The organism is Gordonibacter urolithinfaciens, from assembly GCF_900199375.1.
Classification (GTDB): Bacteria; Actinomycetota; Coriobacteriia; order Coriobacteriales; family Eggerthellaceae; genus Gordonibacter; species Gordonibacter urolithinfaciens.
Genome location: NZ_LT900217.1, coordinates 560,391 through 580,025, shown reverse-complemented (window position 1 = coordinate 580,025; position 19,635 = coordinate 560,391). Strand labels below are relative to the sequence as shown.

Annotated in this window: 16 protein-coding genes; 13 read left to right on the top strand and 3 right to left on the bottom strand. The window is 69.8% G+C overall.

The features are described from left to right. The first annotated feature begins 89 nt into the window (after positions 1-89). From BN3560_RS02560 to BN3560_RS02500, 13 genes are all read left to right on the top strand, one after another. Positions 90-566, top strand: a complete 477-nt coding sequence (locus tag BN3560_RS02560; RefSeq protein WP_087191989.1) for a division/cell wall cluster transcriptional repressor MraZ — start codon at positions 90-92, stop codon at positions 564-566. An 18-nt stretch (positions 567-584) separates the two neighbouring features. After that, positions 585-1,556, top strand: coding sequence for a 16S rRNA (cytosine(1402)-N(4))-methyltransferase RsmH (rsmH, locus tag BN3560_RS02555; protein ID WP_096226919.1), 972 nt, complete (start codon positions 585-587; stop codon positions 1,554-1,556). 110 nt (positions 1,557-1,666) lie between these two features. Continuing rightward, entirely contained in the window at positions 1,667-2,137 is a 471-nt protein-coding gene (locus BN3560_RS02550; RefSeq protein WP_096226918.1) for an FtsB/FtsL family cell division protein, read from the top strand. A 4-nt stretch (positions 2,138-2,141) separates the two neighbouring features. Continuing rightward, positions 2,142-3,908, top strand: coding sequence for a peptidoglycan D,D-transpeptidase FtsI family protein (locus BN3560_RS02545; protein WP_087191992.1), 1,767 nt, complete (start codon positions 2,142-2,144; stop codon positions 3,906-3,908). A 9-nt stretch (positions 3,909-3,917) separates the two neighbouring features. Beyond that, the gene (locus tag BN3560_RS02540; protein ID WP_096226917.1) at positions 3,918-5,423 is read left to right on the top strand and encodes a UDP-N-acetylmuramoyl-L-alanyl-D-glutamate--2,6-diaminopimelate ligase; all 1,506 of its coding nucleotides are present in this window, start codon (positions 3,918-3,920) and stop codon (positions 5,421-5,423) included. Between the two features lie 3 nt (positions 5,424-5,426). Further along, positions 5,427-6,923 (top strand): UDP-N-acetylmuramoyl-tripeptide--D-alanyl-D-alanine ligase, encoded by a 1,497-nt coding sequence (locus tag BN3560_RS02535; protein WP_096226916.1) that lies wholly within the window; start codon positions 5,427-5,429, stop codon positions 6,921-6,923. A gap of 1 nt (position 6,924) precedes the next feature. Then, entirely contained in the window at positions 6,925-7,971 is a 1,047-nt protein-coding gene (mraY, locus tag BN3560_RS02530) for a phospho-N-acetylmuramoyl-pentapeptide-transferase (protein WP_096226915.1), read from the top strand. A 3-nt stretch (positions 7,972-7,974) separates the two neighbouring features. Continuing rightward, the gene (gene murD, locus BN3560_RS02525; protein ID WP_123649920.1) at positions 7,975-9,696 is read left to right on the top strand and encodes a UDP-N-acetylmuramoyl-L-alanine--D-glutamate ligase; all 1,722 of its coding nucleotides are present in this window, start codon (positions 7,975-7,977) and stop codon (positions 9,694-9,696) included. 8 nt (positions 9,697-9,704) lie between these two features. Then, positions 9,705-11,135: an FtsW/RodA/SpoVE family cell cycle protein gene (locus BN3560_RS02520; RefSeq protein WP_096226913.1), complete on the top strand. Its 1,431-nt coding sequence runs from the start codon at positions 9,705-9,707 to the stop codon at positions 11,133-11,135. 2 nt (positions 11,136-11,137) lie between these two features. Then, positions 11,138-12,238 carry an undecaprenyldiphospho-muramoylpentapeptide beta-N-acetylglucosaminyltransferase gene (gene murG, locus BN3560_RS02515; protein WP_096226912.1) on the top strand — a complete coding sequence of 367 codons (1,101 nt, stop codon included), beginning with the start codon at positions 11,138-11,140 and terminating at the stop codon, positions 12,236-12,238. A 53-nt stretch (positions 12,239-12,291) separates the two neighbouring features. Then, a complete protein-coding gene (gene murC / locus BN3560_RS02510) occupies positions 12,292-13,752 on the top strand; it encodes a UDP-N-acetylmuramate--L-alanine ligase (RefSeq protein ID WP_096226911.1) in 1,461 nt (486 codons plus the stop codon). A gap of 8 nt (positions 13,753-13,760) precedes the next feature. Beyond that, on the top strand, positions 13,761-14,687 hold the full coding sequence (gene murB / locus BN3560_RS02505; protein ID WP_087192000.1) for a UDP-N-acetylmuramate dehydrogenase: 927 nt from the start codon (positions 13,761-13,763) through the stop codon (positions 14,685-14,687). Positions 14,688-14,835: 148 nt separating this feature from the next. Then, positions 14,836-15,720: a cell division protein FtsQ/DivIB gene (locus BN3560_RS02500; RefSeq protein ID WP_231897333.1), complete on the top strand. Its 885-nt coding sequence runs from the start codon at positions 14,836-14,838 to the stop codon at positions 15,718-15,720. A 26-nt stretch (positions 15,721-15,746) separates the two neighbouring features. On the opposite strand, the gene BN3560_RS02495 is transcribed toward BN3560_RS02500, so the two are convergent. The 3 genes from BN3560_RS02495 to BN3560_RS02485 are packed head-to-tail and all read right to left on the bottom strand — an operon-like array spanning position 15,747 to position 19,626. Then, positions 15,747-17,027: an aminotransferase class V-fold PLP-dependent enzyme gene (locus BN3560_RS02495; protein WP_096226909.1), complete on the bottom strand. Its 1,281-nt coding sequence runs from the start codon at positions 17,025-17,027 to the stop codon at positions 15,747-15,749. Further along, positions 17,024-17,587 carry a hypothetical protein gene (locus BN3560_RS02490; protein WP_227114973.1) on the bottom strand — a complete coding sequence of 188 codons (564 nt, stop codon included), beginning with the start codon at positions 17,585-17,587 and terminating at the stop codon, positions 17,024-17,026. The genes BN3560_RS02495 and BN3560_RS02490 overlap by 4 nt, the downstream gene beginning before the upstream one ends. After that, complete coding sequence (locus BN3560_RS02485) at positions 17,584-19,626, bottom strand: aldehyde ferredoxin oxidoreductase N-terminal domain-containing protein (protein ID WP_096226908.1); 2,043 nt, start codon at positions 19,624-19,626, stop codon at positions 17,584-17,586. The genes BN3560_RS02490 and BN3560_RS02485 overlap by 4 nt, the downstream gene beginning before the upstream one ends. Between the last annotated feature and the right edge of the window lie 9 nt (positions 19,627-19,635).

The following is a 19,635-nucleotide window of genomic DNA, read 5'->3' as shown; positions in this document are numbered from 1 at the left end:
AATACCCTATAAATGTTGCGAAGTGGGGCGAAGTGGGATAGAATGCCAAACATCGAAAGGGCCGAACGGCTGCACGCGGAAAGGATGGCATGGCGGAGGTCGTCGACACAACGGAGAGCACGGAGGGGGCGGCGCATATCGTCGACCTCAACGGCGAGTTCCGTTTCAAGGTCGATGCCAAGGGCCGTATGTCCCTGCCCGCGAAATTCCGCAAGGTGCTTTCGACCGACTTGGTGGTAACCCGCAATCCGAAGGACGAGTGCCTCTACGTCTTCGAGCCCCGTGGCTTCAACGCCTGGGTCGCGGAGGTGTTCGAGGACAAGTTCGGCAAGTACGACTCCTCCAACGACCTGCACGTGCGCCTGCGCCGCAAGCTCAAGGCCCGCGCGAAGGACGTGGAAGTGGACGGCTCCGGGCGCATCATGCTCCCGACGGAGGCGCGCGAGGCGACGGACATCGACAAGGACGTCGTCGTCGTGGGCAACACGGGCTACTTCGAAGTGTGGGACGCGAAGCGTTACGAGGCGCAGGACGACGACACCGACCTCGGTGTCCTGTTCGGCTGATCGTAGGACGTGAGCGCAATGACAAGCGAATATCGGCAACATGAATTCCAGCATACCCCCGTTCTGCTCGCCGAGTGCCTCGAACAATCGAACCTCAAACCACAGCAAACGTTCGTGGACGCAACACTCGGCGGGGCAGGGCATTCCCTTGAAATGGCCAAGCTCGTAGGTCCGGGGGGCACGCTCATCGGCATCGACCAGGATGAGGTGGCGCTCGCCGCCGCCCGCTCCCGGCTCGAGGCACTGCCCGACGAGCAACGCCCCAACTTGGAGCTCTTGCGCGGCAACTTCGGGGATATGGACGACCTTCTCGTCAGCGCCGAGGTACCTGGGGTCGATGCGTTCCTCTTCGACCTGGGCGTCTCGTCGGTGCAGATAGACACACCGTCCCGCGGCTTCTCCTTCAAGGAGAACGGCCCCCTTGATATGCGGATGGATCCGGGGAAAACCACCCTAACCGCAGCAGAGATCGTGAACACCTACAACGCAGCAGATCTCACTCGGATCATCCGTGCCTACTCGGACGAGAAATGGGCCAGCCGCATCGCAGATTTCATCGTGCGGTCGCGGGCGAATGGGAGGATAGAGACGAGCGAGCAGCTCGTGGACATCATCAAGGCCGCCATACCGGCCTCGGCGCGCCGCGCCGGGGGGCATCCGGCGAAACGGACGTTCCAGGCGCTTCGGATAGAAGTCAACTCGGAGCTGGACGTGCTGCGTCGAGGTCTCGACGCCGCCGTCCGCTGGCTCAATCCGGGCGGGCGCCTCGTGGTCATCAGCTACCATTCGCTCGAAGACCGCATCGTGAAGGAAACCTTCAACGCGTATGCGAACCGCTGCACCTGCCCGCCGGACCTTCCGGTGTGCGTGTGCGGCAAGGAGCCGATACTCGACCTGGTCACGCGCAAGCCGCTTCTGCCCACGGCAGGGGAGATAGAGCGCAATCCCCGGGCACGCAGCGCCAAGCTGCGCGTCGCCCGAAAACGCTGAAACCGACCTATCCGGCCGGGGCCTTGGTCCCGGCCGCCTTGCAAGCAACATCATAAACAGCACCGCGACCACCGAAACCGCAGCCAGAAACGAAGAAAAGGAGGTTGGTCATGGCAGGAGCCGCACCGGCGTTTTCCTACAATTATTCCGAGCGCGTACCCGAGCGTCCCGAACGCCCGCGCGTTCGCGTCGTGCCGGGCCAGGGCACCCGCACAAGCACCCAGACCATTCCCTCCACCGTCGTGTTCATGGCCAAGACGCTCGCCGTGGTGCTGGTGGTGGCGGCGCTCTTGTGCTTTGCCCGCATTGCCATCGGATCGGCGACCGTGGCCACGTCCGTGCAGTCGCAGCAGCTCGAAAGCCAGATAAGCGACGCCCGCGCCAGCGGGAACAACCTGGAAGTGCAGCAGAGCTCGCTTTCCAACCCCACGCGCGTGAAGGCCGAGGCGAGCCGCCTCAAGATGGCCGCGCCCGAGAGCGTCGGCGTCATCGACCTGGGCACCGACGTCGTCGCCACCGACGAGGCCGGGAACCTGTCGCTTTCCAAGAGCGTGCAGATCGCCGCCGGCGCCGCGGAGTAGCGGCGTGGCGGGACGGCCCCACACCCCGCGCGCCCCGCGCCGCCCGGGCGCGCCGCGCGCATCGGCTCCCGGTTTCGCAGCTGATTCGAGCCGCGCGTTCATCCCCCTTGTCGCCTTCGCCGTCATAGCGGCCCTCTTTCTCGTGCGGTTGGTGTACCTGCAGGTCATCGTGGCTCCTTCGTACGCCTCGCAGGCCGAGCAGGCGCGCACCGTGGGTTTCGACATCGAGCCTCGGCGCGGCACCATCTACGATCGCAACGGCACGGTGCTGGCCGTGAGCGTGGATGCCACCACCATCTACGCCAATCCTTCCGAAGTGGAGGACCTGCCGGGCACGGCCGCGGCGCTGGCCGGCGTGCTGGGCGGCGAGGCGGCCGACTACCAGAACGCGCTGTCCGCCGGCACCTCTACGTTCGCCTTCATCCAGCGCAAGGCCGACACCGCCGTGGCCGACCAGGTGCGCGCCCTGGACCTCAAGGGCATCTACTTCATCGCCGACACGAAGCGCACCTATCCCAACGGGCGGGTGGGCGCGCAGATCGTCGGCCTGACCGACATCGACGGCAACGGCCTGAGCGGTTTGGAGAAGTACTACGACGACATCCTGTCCGGCGAGCCCGGCCGCTACGAGGCCGAGCGCGGCCGCGACGGCACGCCCATCCCCGGCGGCGTGCACGAGGAGACGCCCGCCGTGGACGGCCAGGACATCATCATATCCGTGGACATAGAGCTGCAGCAGTACGTGGAGGACCGCCTGCTGGCCGACAAGGAGGGGCTCACCTCCAACGGCGGCAGCTCCGTGGTCATGGACGCCGAGACGGGCGAGATCTACGCCGCCGCGTCGCTTCCGCTGCTCGACCCGAACGATCGCGAAAACATCCCGGCCGGTGCGACGGAGCTCAAGGTGGTCACGCACCTGTTCGAGCCCGGCTCCATCTTCAAGTCCGTCTCGGCCATGGCCATTCTGGAGTCGGGCACCATGACGCCCGAGAGCGAGCTGTTCTGCCCGAGCGAGATCGAGGCGGACGGCTACATCATCTCCGACGCGCACGACCGCGGCGACGCCACCTTCACGCTGGAACAGATCATGGACCAGTCGTCGAACGTGGGCATCTCGCTGGCCACGGAGAACGCCACCGCGAACGGCGTATCGGGTTTCGAGAACCTGTACAACAAGATAAACGAGTACAACCTGCACACGCGCACCGGCGTGGACTACCCCGGCGAGGGCGAGGAGGGCACCGAGTACCTGGGGGCGCTCCTTCCGTTCGACAAGTGGGGCAAGGTGCAGGCCTACAACATCAGCTTCGGCCAGGGCGTATCGGTGACGCCGCTGCAGATGACGCGCTTCTACGGGGCGCTGGCAAACAACGGGGTGGAGTGCACGCCCCACTTCCTCATCGGCAAACCGCAGTCCGGCGAGACGCCCGAATACGCCACGGAGAAGGTCATCGGCAGCGAGAAGGCGGTCGCCGACATGACCGACATGTTGAAAACCGTCGTCACCGAGGGTACGGGCAAAGATGCCGCCATCGAGGGGTACAACGTGGCGGGCAAGACGTCCACGGCGGAGATCTACGACGAGGTGAACGGCGGCTACCGCAAGGGCGTGTACAACATGGCGTTCACCGGCTTCATAGCCGACTCCACGGGTCCCCAATTGGTTTGTTTTGTGGGTGCCAACGAGACGGAATACGGTTCCATCGTCACGCCGGTGTTTAAGGATATAATGTCAACTGCCATCGACCGATTCCAGATAATGCCTGAGTGAGGACAAGCCATGGGGAAAACCTGCACCGACCTGTTCGCAGGAATTGACTGCACCGTCATCGGCAACGCCGACGAGGAAGTGGGCGGCATCGCCTACCGCAGCGACCGCGTGCAGCCGGGCGACGCGTTCTTCTGCATCGTGGGCCTGACGGCGGACGGCCATTCCTTCGCGCAGGACGCCATCGACCGCGGCGCCAAGGTGCTCGTGGTGGAGCGCAAGGTGTACCTGGCCGACGCCACCGACGTGACCGAGGTGGTGGTGGCCGACACGCGCAAGGCCATGGCGGCCGCGTCGGCGAACTTCTACGACCACCCGTCGAAGGACTTCGCGCTCGTGGGCATCACCGGAACGAACGGCAAGACCACCACCACCTACCTCGTGGAGCACATCGCGCACGTGGCCGGCAAGCGCACGGGCGTCATCGGCACCGTGGGCGTGCGCATCGGCGGAGAGCAGGAGAAGACGGCGCACACGACGCCCGAGTCGCCCGACCTGCAGCAGCTTTTCGCGCGCATGCGCGACGAGCGCTGCGGCGTGGTGGCCATGGAGGTGAGCTCGCATGCGCTCGACCTGGAGCGCACGTGGGGCACGACGTTCGCCGTGACCGCGTTCTCGAACCTCACGCAGGACCACCTGGACTACCACCACACGTTCGAGGCCTACTTCGAGGCCAAGGCGCGCCTGTTCTCGAAGGACTATCCGGCCAAGCGCGTGATCTGCATCGACGACAAGTGGGGCAAGGAGCTTCTGCGCCGCTGCTCCACGAACGAGGACGGCGTCGTCACGACGGGCTTCGACGCCGCGGCGCAGATCCATCCCGTGGACGTGCGGTACGCCCCCACGCACACCACCGTCGAGCTGGACGTGCGCGGAAGCCGCTACCGCTTCGACTACCCGCTCGTGGGCAAGTTCAACGTGGAGAACGTCATGTGCGCGTTCGGCATCGGGCTGCAGCTGGGCTTCCCGCCCAGCGTGATCGTGGAGGCGTTGGAGGAGGCCCCGCAGATCCCCGGCCGCCTGGAGCGCGTGAGCGTGACGTGCGACGGCGGCGTGAGCGTGTTCGTCGACTACGCGCATACCCCCGACGCCCTGGAGAAGGCGCTCGCGTCCATTAAGGCGCTGACGCGCGGGCGCACCATCTGCGTGTTCGGCTGCGGCGGCGACCGCGACGCCTCGAAGCGCTCCATCATGGGCAAGGCCGCCCTCGCGGCCGACTACGCCGTGGTGACGAGCGACAACCCGCGCCACGAGGACCCGCTGGCCATCATCGACGACATCGTGGGCGGCATGGGCTCGGGCGAGGGCCGCTTCGCCGTGGAGCCCGACCGCCGCGCGGCCATCGCGCTGGCGCTGGAATGGGCCGAGCCCGACGACTCCGTGCTCATCGCGGGCAAGGGCCACGAAGACTACCAGCTGGTGGGCGACGAGGTGCTCTCCTTCGACGACCGCGTGGTTGCGGCCGAAGAGCTGAACCGTGCGTTCGGAGGCCTTTTGGACGAGAAGGGCGCTGAGTAGCCTATGCGCCTGAACGCGAAGCAGATCGCGGCTTACACGGGCGGGACGTTCGCCGTGGAGCCGCTCGATCCCCGTGCGCTGCTCACGGGCATTACCTGGGACTCCCGCGACGTGTGCGCGGGAGACCTGTACGTGGCGCTGCCGGGCGAGCGCGCAGACGGGCACGACTTCGTGGCCGCGGCGCTCTCCGCGGGCGCGCTGGGCGCGCTGGTCATGCAGCCGGTGGCCGAGGACGTGCGGGCGCTCGCACGCGAGCTGGGCGCAGCCGTCATCGACGTGCCCGACACGGCGGGCGCCGTGACCGATCTTGCGCGCGAGTGGCGCTCCCACCTGCAGGGGCGCGTGATCGCGCTCACGGGCTCAACGGGCAAGACCACCACGAAGAACCTCGTGCGCGACGTGCTGGCGGCCGCGCATTCCGTGGTGGCCACGGTGGGCAACCAGAACAACGAGCTGGGCGTTCCCAAAACGCTGCTCTCGGCCGAACCGGAGACGGAGGCCGTGGTGGTGGAGATGGGCATGCGCGGCACCGGCCAGATAGCCGAGCTGTGCTCGTTCGTGCGCCCCGACTGGGGCCTGGTGGTGAACGTGGGCGAGAGCCACATCGAGCTTCTGGGCAGCCGCGAGAACATCGCGCGCGCCAAGGCGGAGCTCTTGCGCGAGCTGCCGGAGGGCACGGGACTCGCGTTCGTGAACGCGGCCGACGACTTCGCGGGCTTCGTGCGCGCCGAGGCCCGGCTGGACGCCCGGCGCGTGCCGTGCGTGCTTTTCGACGGCTCGCCGGACGCGGCCGCACGCCGCGTGGCCGCCGATGCGGCCGACGTGGTGCGCCCGGCCGTGTGGGCCGAGCAGGTGGAGCTGGACGAGCAGGGCCGCCCGCGCTTTGAGCTGCACGCCGCCGGCTTCGGCGGCTCGGACGCGGCCGCCCCGCACGGCGAGCAGGCCTCCTGCTCGCTCAACCTGCGCGGGCTGCACAACGTGGGCAACGCCTGCGCCGCGGCGGCCGTGGGCCGCGCGCTCGGCATGCCGCTTGCGGCCGTGGCGGCGGCGCTCGCGCACGCCGAGCCCGAGGCGGGGCGCCAGGAGGTGCTCGCCGCGCGCGGCGGCTTCACCGTGGTGAACGATGCCTACAATGCGAACCCCGACTCCATGCGCGCCTCGCTCACCACGTTCTGCGCGCTGGAGGTGCCGGGCCGCCGCGTGGCGGTGCTCGGCGACATGGGCGAGCTCGGCGACTTCGCGCGCGCCTGCCATGCGGGCGTCGGCGAGCTGGCGGGAACGCTGCCGCTCGACCGCCTCGTGTGCGTAGGCGAGCTGGCGATGCGTATCGCCGACGCCGCCGAGGCGGAGGGCATGGACGCGGCGCGCATCGTGCGCGCGGCGACGGTCTCCGACGTGCTCGGAGAGATGGATACGTACCTCGAGCCGGGCGACGCCGTGCTGGTGAAGGCGTCCCGCTTCATGGGTCTCGAGCGCGTGGTCGAAGGACTGGTCAACTGATATGTTTGCGATATTCTCCCACTACCCGACGTTCCTCGTGTTCCTGGCCATCGTGGCCGCCATCGTGGTCACGATGGTGCTCATGCCCGTATGGATCAAGTTCCTGAAGTCGAGCCATATCGGCCAGCAGGTGCGCGCCGACGGGCCCGAGAGCCACCTGGTGAAGCAGGGCACGCCCACCATGGGCGGCGTCATCATGCTCGTGGCCGTGATAGCCACGGCGCTCGTCATCGGCATGCCCACGCTCGAGACGTTCCTGCTCCTGGGCGCCACCGTGCTCACGGGCCTTCTGGGGCTCGTGGACGACGCCTCGAAGGTGGTGAAGGAGCGCTCGCTCGGCCTCACGCCGAAGGCGAAGCTCGCGGGCCAGTTCGCCATCGCCACCGTGTTCACGCTCGTGGCGGTGAACTGGCTGGGGGTGGCCCCCACGGTGGAGATACCCTTCGTGTACACGTTCGACCTGGGGCTGCTCACCACGGTGGTGCCCGTGGGCGACGGCATAGCCATCCCGTGGCTCTACCTGATATTCGCGAACATCCTGCTGGTGGGCATGTGCAACGCCGTGAACCTCACCGACGGCCTGGACGGCCTGGCGGCGGGCACGGTGATGATCGTGATGATAGTGATGGCCGCCATCGCGTACCGCTCCGATATGCTGGAGCCCGCCATCTTCGCGGCGGCGCTCGCGGGCGCGTGCATCGGCTTCCTGTGGTTCAACTCGTTCCCGGCCGACATCTTTATGGGCGACACCGGCTCGCTCGCGCTCGGTATGGCGCTGGGGTGCCTGGCCGTGCTCACGAAGACCGAGTTCGTGTCCATCATCATCGGCGGCCTGTTCGTGGCCGAGGCCCTGTCCGTCATGATCCAGGTGTTCTACTACAAGAAGACGAGGAAGCGCATCTTCCTCATGGCGCCCTTGCACCACCACTTCGAGAAGAAGGGGTGGAGCGAGACGAAGGTGGTCGTGCGCTTCTGGATCGTGTCGGGCGTGCTGGCGGCCTGCGGCTTCTCGCTGTACTTCGCCCAGACGCTCATGGCGGTGGCGTAGCGGATGGCGCGCGGGGACCTGATACCGGGAAGGAAGCACGCGCCGCAGCACCTCGGGCGCGTGCTCGTTTTGGGGCTGGGGAAGAGCGGCCGGGCGGCCGTGGAGTACCTGCTGCCGCTGGTGGGCGGGCGCGTGGACGCGCTGGCCGTGGCGGCCGGCGCGCGCACGGAGGCCTCCGAGGCGTTCGCTGCCGAGGCGGCGGCGCGCGGCGCGCTCGTGGCGTTCGGCGACGGCGCCGTGGCGGAGCTGGCCGCAAGGGCCGCGCAAGGTGCGGGCGGCGATGGCGGCGCCGCGCGGGAAGCCGGCGCCGCGCCGGCTTTCGACCTTGGCATAGCGAGTCCCGGCATCCCGCAGTTCTCGGCGTTCTACCAGGCGGCGGCCGCCTCGTGCTCCGAGCTGGTGAGCGAGGTCGAGTTCGCCTGGCGCGAGAGCGCCGCCGACAGCCGCTGGGTGGCCGTGACGGGCACGAACGGCAAGACGACGGTCTGCGCGCTCGCCGCGCATGTGCTGGCGGGCGCCGGCCTGGCCGCTGCCGCCGTCGGCAACATCGGCGACCCGTGCATCTCCGCGGTGGGCGCGGGCGCCACGGACGTGTACGTGGCCGAGGTGTCGTCCTACCAGCTGGCGTCCACGGTGCGCTTCGCGCCTAACGTGGCCGTGCTGCTGAACATCACGCCCGACCACCTGCACTGGCATCGCAGCTTCGAGGCGTACCGCGACGCGAAGCTCAAGCTGCTGGCGAACTTGGCCGGCGTGCCGGGGGCCGTGGCCGTGCTCGATGCGACGAACGATGTCGTGCGTGCCGAGGTGCGCCGCCTGCGCGCGCTGGGCGAGGGCGGGCGCGGCTTCGCGTACGTGCCGATGGGCACGGCCGAGGGCCTGGGCGGCGACATGCGCGCGCGGTGCGGCAGCGACAACGCCGCGTTCCTCGATGCCGACGGCATGCTGTGCGTGGCGCTGGACGGCAAGGAGCACAAGGCGGGGCGTGCCGGCGACTTGCAGGTCAAGGGCGCGCACAACGCCTCGAACGCGCTGGCCGTGGCAGCCGCCGCGTTCGCGCTCGGCGTGGACGACCCCGACGTGGCGGCGCATCTGCGCTCGTTCAAGCCGCTCGAGCACCGCATCGAGCCCTGCGGCACCGTTGCGGGCGTGACCTGCTACAACGACTCCAAGGCCACGAACGTCGACGCGACGCTCACCGCGCTGGCCGCGTTCCCCGAGACGCGCCCCATCGTGCTGCTCGGCGGCGACGACAAGGGCACCGACCTGGCCCCCCTCGTGGCGGCCGCCCGCGCCCGCGCGCGCGGCGTCGTCTGCTTCGGGGCGGCGGGCCCGCGCTTCGCGACGGCGTTCGGGGCTCCGGTGGGCTGCCGGCCGTCGGAACCGGCCGATGCCGCGGCTTCCCCCGGCACCCCGCCTCGCGGCGAGGCCGAGGACTCGCGTACCGAAGTACGCCACGCCCTCGCCCTCCCCACGATGCGGGGCGCCGGGGAAACCCTCGCTGACCTTGGTGGACCTGCGGGTCGGGACGGCAGCGACTTCGCCGTCCTCCAGGCATCGCACCTGGAGGACGCCCTCGACGCGGCGCTTGCCATCGCGGGCGCGGGCGACGTCGTGCTGCTGTCGCCGGCCTGCGCGTCGTTCGACGAGTTCGGCTCGTACGAGGAGCGCGGCCGTGCGTTCAAGGCGCTCGTGGCCGAACGCTCCGCGCGCGTGGAAGCGTAAGGGCCTCCATGGCCGCCGCACGCGTCGACAGGCAGGGGATACCTGCGCATATCATGGGCCCCCGGCTCGTCCTCATGCTGTCCGTGCTGGCGCTCACGCTGCTCGGCTTCGTCATGATCTACTCCACGTCGTCGGTCATCGCGCTGGCTTCCGCGTCGGCCGACGCGGTGGCGACGGTCGATCCCATGGCCGACACGCTCAGCCAGATCAAGTTCGCCGTCGTGGGCATCGTGGTCGCGCTGGCCGTGTGGAAGTTCGTCCCCTATTCCGTTTGGCGCGGCAATTTGGTGTGGGCGGTGTGGCTTCTCGCGTTCGTGCTGCTGGTGGCCACCATGTTCTCGGGGGCGGGCGAGGACGAGTGGGGCGCGCAGCGCTGGCTCGTGCTCGGTCCGGCAAGCCTGCAGCCCTCGGAGTTCGCGAAGATCGCGCTCGTGCTGGTGGCTGCGCGGCTCTTCGACGACTTCCGCGAGGGGACGCTTTCGGTACCGCAGTTCTTCGTGATGGTGTTTCTTCTGGTGCTGGCGCCGGTGCTCGTCATCTTGGGTCCCCAGTCCGACTTGGGCACGGCCATGATCTGCGTCGTGGGCATCCTTGCGGTCATGTGGCTGGGCGAGGTTCCCGCGCGGACCATGCTCGTCGTGGTGGGCGTGGTGGTGGCGCTGGGCATGGTGGGCATCTTCGGCACGGAGTACCGCCGCGAGCGCCTGATGGTGTTCTTGAATCCGTGGAACGACGGCGAGGGGGGCTACGGCAACGGCTACCAGCTCATCCATTCGCTCTACGCGCTTGCCGGCGGGGGGCTCTTCGGCGTGGGGCTGGGCAACTCGCACGAGAAGTACCTGTACCTCACGCAGTCCGACACCGACTTCATCTTCGCCATCATCGGCGAGGAGCTGGGCCTGGTGGGGGCGGTCGCGGTGATCGCGCTGTTCCTGCTCGTGCTGTGGGCGGGCATGCGCATCGCGCGCACGGCGCCCGACAACTTCGGCACCATGGTGGCGGGCGGCTGCACCATCATGATCGTGTTCCAGGCGTTCCTGAACATAGCCATGGTCATGGGCTGGTTCCCCGTCGTGGGCAAGCCGCTGCCGTTCATCTCGTCGGGAGGCTCGTCGCTCATCGCCACGTTTATCATGGTGGCGCTCATCCTGTCCGTGTCGCAGGGGGCGGTGGACGACTCGCTCGCGCCCGCGCGGCGGCGCGCCGACCTGCGCATCGTGCGCGCCGAGCCGGACGAGCCGCGCTCCGGCGGCAGCCGCGGAGGCGCGGGCGCGGGAGGGTCCGGGCGTGCGGGCAAGCGCGGCGGGACGGCTTCGTCGTCGGCATCGTCCGACGGCATCGGGTGGGACGCGGTGAGCTCGCGCTCGAGGCGGCGCGACAACGCGGGCGCGGGGCGGTCGGGTGCATCCGGCTCGTCGGCGCGCCGAGGCAGGAGGTAAGCATGTTGGTCGTACTTTCCGGCGGCGGGACCGCCGGCCATATCAACCCGGCGCTCGCGCTGGCCGACGAGCTTCGGGCCCGCGGTTGCGACGTGCGCTTCGCCGGCACGCCCCAGGGCGTGGAGGCGCGGCTCGTGGCCGAGGCGGGCATCCCGTTCACGCCGTTCGAGGCGGCGGGGTTCAACCGCAACCATCCGCTCACGCTGCCGAAGGCCGTGGCGAAGATACAGCGGAGCACCGGGCGCGCGAAGGCGTGGCTCGCCGAGCTCGGCGCCGACGTCGTGGTGGGCTTCGGCGGCTACGTGTGCATCCCGGTGGGGCGAGCGGCCGAGAAGCTGGGCGTGCCCGTGGTGGTGCACGAGCAGAACTCGGTCATGGGCATGGCGAACAAGTACCTGGCGAAGCGGGCCGCCGCCGTGTGCCTGACCTACGAACATGCGGCCGGTGCGCTCGACGAAGGCGCGCGCTCGCGCATCGCCGTCACGGGCAATCCCGTGCGCAAGAGCGTGTTCGATGCCACGCGCGAGGACGGGCGCGCGCGCTTCGGCGTGCCCGAGGACGCGCGCCTTCTGCTGGTGACGGGCGGCAGCCTGGGCGCGCGCCACCTGAACCAGGCCGTCTGCGCGCTGAAGGACGAGCTGCTGGCCGCCGGCGACGTGCACGTCGTCCACGTGACGGGCCCGAAGGAGCTCGACGCCGTCGCCGGGCAGCTGGCGCTCACGCCCGCCGAGGAGAAGCGGTGGCACCTGTTCGGCTACACGGACCATATGGGCGAGGCCATGGCCGCCGCCGACGCCATCGTGTCGCGCGCGGGGGCCACGTCGCTCGCGGAGATATCGGCGCGCGCCATCCCGGCGCTGCTCGTTCCGTTCCCATTCGCCACGGAGGACCACCAGACCACGAACGCGCGCGCCTACGTGGAGGCGGGCTGCGCGTACATGCTGGCGGACGCCGACGTGGAGGGGCCGGAGTTCGCGCGGCTCGTGCGCTCGCTCCTGGACGACGCGGCCGTGCGGGAGCGCATGGCCGCTGCGGCGCGCGCGCAGAAGACGGCCGACGCGGCCGCCAAATTGGCAGATGTTGTGATGGGGGCCGCGCGGTAGCGAACGTTGGCTACCATGGAAGCGCACCCGAGGGAAGGGCAGTTAAGGATATCATGGACACACAGCGCATAGAATCGGTTCACTTCGTCGGCGTGGGCGGGGTGGGCATGAGCGGCATCGCGCGCGTCGCCTTCGACCAGGGCCTGCGCGTGAGCGGGTCGGATCTCAAGGAGAGCCGCTACACCAAGCAGCTGAAGGCCGCCGGCATCGACGTGCGCATCGGCCACGACCCGGCCAACCTGCCGGGCGGCCCCGGGCGCGACGACGCCTCGCCCGACGTGGTGGTGGTGTCCACGGCCATCCTGGACAACAACCCCGAGCTCATCGCCGCCAAGGAGCGGGGCCTGGCCATCTGGCACCGTGCGCAGATGCTCGCGCACCTGGGCCGCGACCTGGAGACGCTTGCCGTGGCGGGCACGCACGGCAAGACCACCACGTCGTCCATGCTGGCCAGCGTGCTGGACGCCATGGGCGAGGACCCCACGTTCCTCATCGGCGGCATCGTGCGCTCCTACGGCACGAACGCGCACTCGGGGTCGGGCCGGCACTACGTGGTGGAGGCCGACGAGAGCGACAAGTCGTTCACGTACCTGTCGCCGCGCGCGGTGCTCGTGACGAACATCGAGGCCGACCACCTGGACCACTACCGCGACCTCGACGAGATCTACGAGAAGTTCGCCGCGTTCATCGGCTCGGTGCCTGCGGACGGCGGCGTGGTGGTGGCCTGCGGCGACGACGAGCAGCTTGCGGCGCTTGCGCGCGCCGCGGGCCGCACGCTGGTCACGTACGGCTTCGGCGAAGGCTGCGACGCGCGCATCGTGTCCTTCGAGCCGCAGGGCGTGGGCAGCGATTTCGTGCTGGCCCTGCCCGACGGCCGCCAGCTGTCCGCCCACGTCAAGCAGAACCCGGGCCGCCACAACGTGCTGAACGCCGCCGGCGTCATCGTGCTCGCGGACGCGCTCGGCATGGACGCCGAGGCCGCTGCCCGCGCCATGGCCGGGTTCGCCGGGGTGCGCCGCCGCTTCGACCTCGTGGGCGAGGCTGCCGGCATCACCGTGGTGGACGACTACGCGCACCATCCCACCGAGATCGCCGCCACCATCGGCGCGGCGTCGCAGCTGGGCTTCCGCCACGTGCACGTGCTGTTCCAGCCGCACCGCTACTCGCGCGTGCCGCTGTTCACCGAGGTGCTGAAGGACGAGTTCGGCAGCGCGTTCGACGCGGCCGACACCGTCACGTTCATGGACGTGTACCCGGCGGGCGAGGCGCCCGTGCCCGGCGTGAGCGGCAAGACGTTCCTGAACGTGGTGCTGGACCATGCGGGGCACCCCGAGGCGGCCTACGTGCCGCGCCGCGTGGAGGTGGTGCCGTACCTGGCGGCGAAGGCCGCGGAGGGCGACCTGGTCATCACCATGGGCGCGGGCGACGTGACGGCCATCGGGCCGCAGCTCGTGGACGCGCTCGCGGCCGGGGCCGCCGGGGCGGCCGGCGCTCCCGGCGCCGCCGGGAGGTGAGGCGGGCCGTGTCCGCACGCCATACCACCGAGCTCGAGGCGCTGCTCGTGGACGACCGCTTCGACGGCGACGTCTATCCGGCGGAGCCCATGGCGCGCCACACCATGTACCGCATCGGCGGCCCTGCGCGCTTCTACGTGCAGACGGCCTCCGTGGGCGCGCTCGTGCGGCTTGTCGAGGTGTGCGAGCGCACGGGCGTGCCCTGGGTCGTGGTGGGACGCGGGAGCAACCTGCTGGTGGCCGACGAGGGCTTTCCCGGCGTGGTGGTCACGCTCGGGCGCGACTTCCGCACCTGCCGCTTCGACGAGGAGGCCGGCCGGTTCTGCGTGGGTGCGGGCGTGCCGCTGTCGTCGGTGGTGCAGGAGGCGTTCCGCCGCTCGCTTGCGGGGCTGGAGTTCGCCGTGGGCACGCCGGGCACCGTGGGCGGCGCGCTGCGCATGAACGCCGGCTCGCGCGACGAGTGGATCGGCGCGCGCGTGGCGTCCGTGACCACGCTCTCGCCCGGGCGGGGCCTCGCGCGACGCGCCGGCGACGAGATCGGCTGGGACTACCGCACCAGCTCGTTCGCGCCGGACGAGGTCATCGTGGAATGCGAACTTTCCGTAGAGCCGGCCGATCCGTTCTTCATCCGCGGTAAGATGGAGGCGTCGCTGGCGCGGCGGAAGAAGACGCAGCCGCTCACGGATCCCTCGTGCGGCAGCGTGTTCCGCAACCCGCCGGGGGAGTCGGCCGGGTCGCTCGTGGAGCGCGCCGGGCTCAAGGGCATGCGGATCGGCGGCGCCCAGGTGTCGGAGCTGCATGCGAACTTCATCGTGAACACGGGCGACGCCACGGCGCGCGACGTGAAGGACCTCATCGAACTCGTACAGGCGAAGGTAAGCGAAACGTATGGCATCGAATTACAACCGGAAGTCCGCTTCCTCGGGTTCGCGTAAGGCCCGCGGGGCGACGACGCCCGGCCGGGGCGCCCGCGCGTCGTCGTCTGCGTCCCGGCCGTCGGGACGCGGTGCCGCCCGCAGCAGCGCTGGCCGCGCCCCGGCCGGACGGTCCTCCCGCCCCTCGCAGCAGGGCGCCTACCGCGCCATGCCCGGCGGGCGCTATCCCGCCGCCGGCTCCGGCGGATACCCGCAGCAGCGCCTGACCTCGGTACGCGTGGGCGACCTCGACCGCGCCGAGCGGGCGAGCCGCGCGCAGAGCACGTACCGCCGCCATGTCGTGCGCCTCGCCGTGGTCGCCTCGCTCGTGGCCGCGCTCGTCATCGGCGCCGTCGTCGCGTACAATTCCAGCCTGTTCGCCGTGGAGAACGTCACCGTGAGCGGCGTGGAGCATCTCACCACCGAGGACATGACGGCCATGGCGAACGTGCCCGCGAACACCACGCTCCTGCGCGTGGACGCCGCCGGCATCCGCGAGCGCCTGCTCAAGAACGCCTGGGTGGCCGACGCCGAGGTGAAGCGCGTGTTCCCGAACACGCTGGAGCTGGCCGTGACCGAGCGCACCATCGCGGCCGTGGTGGCCGTGCCCACCGAGGACGCCAAGTCCGTGAAGCAGTGGGCCATCGCGTCGGACCATATGTGGCTCATGCCCATCCCCGACCAGGACTCCGAGGCGGGCAAGAGGACCAGCCCCAAGGTCTACGAGGACGCCGCGGCCGTGCTGTCCATCACCGACGTGCCCTACGGCACGAAGGCCGAGATCGGCACGTACTGCTCCGACGACAACGTGAACAACGCGCTCGACATCGTGTCGGGCATGACCACCGAGCTCGCGGGCCGCGTGACGAAGGTGTCGGCCACCGATGCCGAGGGCACCACGCTCACGCTGGACGACAACGTGGAGATAGCGTTCGGCAAGGCCGAGGACATCCGCGACAAGGAGCGCGTCGTGCTGAAGATCATGGAGGAGAACCCCACGGTCGTCTACATCAACGTGCGCGCGGTGGACCGCCCCACGTGGAGGGCGCTGTAGGGAGGGAGGCGCCGCCGCTTCCCTCCCTACAGCATCGCCGCCGCCATGAGGCTCGCCGCGTCCTGGCGCGCCGCCTCCACGGCCTCGAGGAAGCGGTCGACGTCGCGCTCGGAGGTGTAGACGCCGGCGCTGGCGCGGCAGACGGCCTCCGCGCCCAGGTGGCGCACTAGGGGCTGGGCGCAGTGGGCGCCCGAGCGCACCGCCACGTTGCGCCGGTCCAGGGCGTGCGCCGCCAGGTCGGCGCCCACGCCGCGCACGTTGAAAGCCACGATGCCGCAGCGCTCCTCCGCCCCGCCCGGTCCGGGGCCGTAGAGGCGCGCCGACGGGATGGCCGCCAGGCCGGCGGCCATGCGGCGGGCGAGCGTCTCGCCGTGGGCGTGCACAGCCTCCATGCCCAGACCCTCCAGAAAGCGCGCCGCGGCGGCCATCCCGATGGCGCCCGCGGCGTTCGGCGTGCCCGCCTCGAGACCTGCGGGGAAGCCCTTGAACGTGAAACCCTGCTCGAACACGGCCTCCACCATGCCGCCTCCGCGCAGAAGAGGCTGGAGCGCCACGGCGGCGCCGCGTCGCGCGTACAGCGCGCCCACGCCCATCGGGCCGTACATCTTGTGGCCCGAGAACGCCGCGAAGTCCGCGCCGAGCACATGCAAATCGACGGGCAGGTGGGCCACGCTCTGGGCGCAGTCGAGCACGACGAGCGCGTCCGCGCCGCGTGCCGCGCGGACGATGCGCTCCACCGGTTGGATGCAGCCGAGCACGTTCGACACGTGCGACACGGCAACGATGCGCGTGCGCGGACCTATGACGCGGTCGATCTCGTCGTCGGGGATGCGCCCTTGCCGGTCGGGCACGATATGGCGCACTTTCGCCCCTGCGATCCGCGCTACCGTGAGCCACGGCACGAGGTTGCTGTGGTGCTCCAGAAGCGACACGGCAACCTCGTCGCCTGGGTGCAGCAGCCCCGCCAGGCCGTAGGCCAGCTGGTTGAGGGCGCACGTCGTCCCGCTCGTGAAGGCAATCTCGTCGGCGTCGGCGCCCACGAGGCGGGCCACATCGCGCCGCGCAGCCTCGAGGGCCTCCGTTGCCGCCGTGCCCAAGCGGTGCGCCCCGCGGTGGGGGTTCGCGTTGACCGTGCGGTAAAAGGCGTCGAGGGCCTCCAGCACGCAGGAAGGCTTCTGCGTCGTGGCGGCGCTGTCCAGGTACACGAGGCCGCCGTCCCCGGCGGCCTCGTGCGCGAGCAAGGGGAAGTCCTCCGGCGCGGCGAGCGCGCCGGAGGGTGGCGACGGATGCGCGCCCTCCCGCGTCATAGCGATGCCGCGCCTTCGCCAAGGGGTGCCCTGTCGTGCTCGTCGCCCTCGGTGCCGCCTCTGGCTCCCTCTAATGCCCCGTACTGCACCATGCGCAGCGCGAGCAGCCGCTGGACGCCCTGCAGTCGGTCGTGGTACGGGTCCTCCGCCGGGCATTCCTCGGCCAGCGCGTCGGCCAGCGCCTCGTCGCCCACCGTTCCGCGCACCCATGCGGCGAACGCATCCACGTCGATGAGCTTGATGATCTGGTCCGACGCCTTGCCGATGTTCGCCTGGTCGCGATCGAGCAGGAACACGGCGGCGCTCTTCAGATTGTAAAGGTACAGGTCGGACCCGCCTTTCGAGGGCACCATGCGTCCCGCCACGAAGTGCTCTCCCCAGGAGAGCTCCCGCAGCGCACGCTCGGCCTGCGCGCCGTCGGGCATCGGGAAGCGCCGGCATGCCTCGGCCAAACCGGGGATCTCCTCGAGCATCGCGCCTTCGCCCCCGGGCGGGAAGGGAGCGGCGACGTCCGCTCCCTCTTCCCCGACGGCACGCTCGGCGACGTCTGCCCCGCTCACGATCCCAGCTTCCCGGCGGTCTCGAGCGCGTCGGCGGCAAAGCCCAGCCCCAACGTCTCCAGGCCGGCCCGCGTCGGGCGCCCGGTGGACTCCTCGAAGCCCTCGTGCACGTAGAACCGCGACTTGAAGTCCTCGAACTTCTCGCGGTCGAGCGTGCGGCCCTGGCACAGCGAATAGCTCCACGTTCCGTTTTCGCACACCACGAGCGGGAAGGGCTTCGTGGTCTTCACGTCGTACACGTAGTTCGCGAACACCTCCTGGTCGCGGTGGCGTCCCTCGAGCGCCCAGATGGCGCGGTCGAGCACCCAGAACTTGTGCCCCAGCTCGATGCTCTCCTCGTAGGAGAGGTCGCGCCCGGTGACGGCCTGGAAGAACTTCACCTCGTACTCGGGCGTGGCGCCGTAGGTCGAGCCCGTCTCGGCGGTGTGCTTGCGGCTGACGAAGTTCGGCCACACCCAGTCGCACATGCCGAGCGACTGCAGCCAGAAACGCCCGTAGGCCCGGTTCCAGTGGATCTCGCGCACGCGCGCGTCGGTGTAGATGCCCTCCTCGCTCCAGTCGAAGCACAGCGGGTCGCCCAGGCCGGACTGGTCGGCCAGCTGCTTGGCCATGTTCTCGGCCGACACGGGCGGCTCGGCGCCGGTGAGCACCGCCATGATGGAGGTGTTGTACACCGCGTTGTGCACGCCGTGCTCGTTGATGTCGCGCTCGCTGAAGATGCTGCCGTAGCTCCACTCCACCTCGGCGCGCGGCTCGTTGTGCTCGCAGTAGCCCCAGTTCGGGCGCGCGAGCAGGCCCGTGGACGTGTCCTCGTCCCAGCGCCCCCACTTCTGCGCGGCGCGCGCGATGCCCTCGGCCAGATCGTCGCCGATCTCGCGGCGGTAGGCGATGCGCATCAGCAGCTCCTCGATGAACGCGTAGGTCCCGTACTTCTCGAAGGGCAGGTCGGTGTCGATGTCCTTGCCCTTGCCCATGACGCCCATCTTGTACAGGTTGTGCAAGTACACGGGCATGTCGATCTCGTAGCCGTTCAGGCCCAGCTTCGACAGCAGGCTGTAGGCGGCCAGCTGCTCGTCGATCTTGCCCGAGTCGGTGAAGTAGAGGCCGGCCGAGCAGGTCAGCTCGTTGCCCACGCCGCCGGGGTAGAGGTTGCGGCAGTTCTTGAAGCACCCGCGGCAGCCCTCGGCGCGCGATACCGTGGGGCTTGTGTCCAGCACGGTGGATGCGGCTCCCGGGCTGCCCGGCGCGCCCGGCACCTTGCCGGCGTCGATGTCGTAGCCGAACTTCTGCTGCACCTCGAGGCGCAGGCGCACGAGCGCGGCGGGGTCGGCGATGGGGATGCTCTTAGAGCCGATGAAGCTCATGGCCTTCAGGTTCTTCGCGCCGAACACCGCGCCGAAGCCGCTCTGGCCCGTCACGTGGCCGGCGTCGTGCACGATGCACGACACGCGCGCGAGGTTCTCGCCGGCCGGCCCGATGCAGATGACGGAGGGGCGCTGCGTCGTGCGCCCGCCGTCGCGGCTGCCCGTGAGCTCGTACCATGAGCCTTGCGGCGTGCCGTGCGTCACCTCGTCCCAGATGCGCTCCTGGCACTCGAAGGCGTCGAGGCCCCAGAGGTCGGTGGCGTCGTTGAACGTCACCTGGTCGTTCACCACGCTGATCCATACGGGCGCGTCGGCCTTGCCGCGCACGACGCAGGCGTCGTAGCCCGCTTCCTTCATCATGCCGGCCAGGCGGCCGCCCATGCTGGAACGGTTGTACCATTCGGGCAGCGAGAACGGGCTGATGCCCGTGAACTCGCAGCGCGCCGACGCGGCCGGGACCACGGCGCCCGAGAACGGCGTGGTGGCGAACACGAGCACGTTCTTCGGGTCGACGGCTTCCACGCTCTTGTCCTCGCAGTAGTCCCAGAACAGCTTCGAGGCCATCCCGTGGCCGCCCACCCATTCGATATAGGGGTCGGTGTCGATGGTCTCGGACGTCCGGTCGTCCAGGTTCACGATGAGTATCTTGCCGGCGTAGCCGTAGTGTTCGGTCATGGTGCTCCT

Excerpts from the sequence above, each read along its gene's own strand:
- murC (WP_096226911.1), top strand. The coding sequence starts at position 12,292 with ATGGACACACAGCGCATAGAATCGGTTCACTTCGTCGGCGTGGGCGGG.
- BN3560_RS02535 (WP_096226916.1), top strand. The coding sequence starts at position 5,427 with ATGCGCCTGAACGCGAAGCAGATCGCGGCTTACACGGGCGGGACGTTC.
- mraY (WP_096226915.1), top strand. The coding sequence starts at position 6,925 with ATGTTTGCGATATTCTCCCACTACCCGACGTTCCTCGTGTTCCTGGCC.
- BN3560_RS02560 (WP_087191989.1), top strand. The coding sequence starts at position 90 with ATGGCGGAGGTCGTCGACACAACGGAGAGCACGGAGGGGGCGGCGCAT.
- BN3560_RS02500 (WP_231897333.1), top strand. The coding sequence starts at position 14,836 with ATGCCCGGCGGGCGCTATCCCGCCGCCGGCTCCGGCGGATACCCGCAG.
- BN3560_RS02495 (WP_096226909.1), bottom strand. The coding sequence starts at position 17,027 with ATGACGCGGGAGGGCGCGCATCCGTCGCCACCCTCCGGCGCGCTCGCC.
- murG (WP_096226912.1), top strand. The coding sequence starts at position 11,138 with ATGTTGGTCGTACTTTCCGGCGGCGGGACCGCCGGCCATATCAACCCG.
- BN3560_RS02540 (WP_096226917.1), top strand. The coding sequence starts at position 3,918 with ATGGGGAAAACCTGCACCGACCTGTTCGCAGGAATTGACTGCACCGTC.
- rsmH (WP_096226919.1), top strand. The coding sequence starts at position 585 with ATGACAAGCGAATATCGGCAACATGAATTCCAGCATACCCCCGTTCTG.
- murD (WP_123649920.1), top strand. The coding sequence starts at position 7,975 with ATGGCGCGCGGGGACCTGATACCGGGAAGGAAGCACGCGCCGCAGCAC.
- BN3560_RS02520 (WP_096226913.1), top strand. The coding sequence starts at position 9,705 with ATGGCCGCCGCACGCGTCGACAGGCAGGGGATACCTGCGCATATCATG.
- BN3560_RS02485 (WP_096226908.1), bottom strand. The coding sequence starts at position 19,626 with ATGACCGAACACTACGGCTACGCCGGCAAGATACTCATCGTGAACCTG.
- BN3560_RS02550 (WP_096226918.1), top strand. The coding sequence starts at position 1,667 with ATGGCAGGAGCCGCACCGGCGTTTTCCTACAATTATTCCGAGCGCGTA.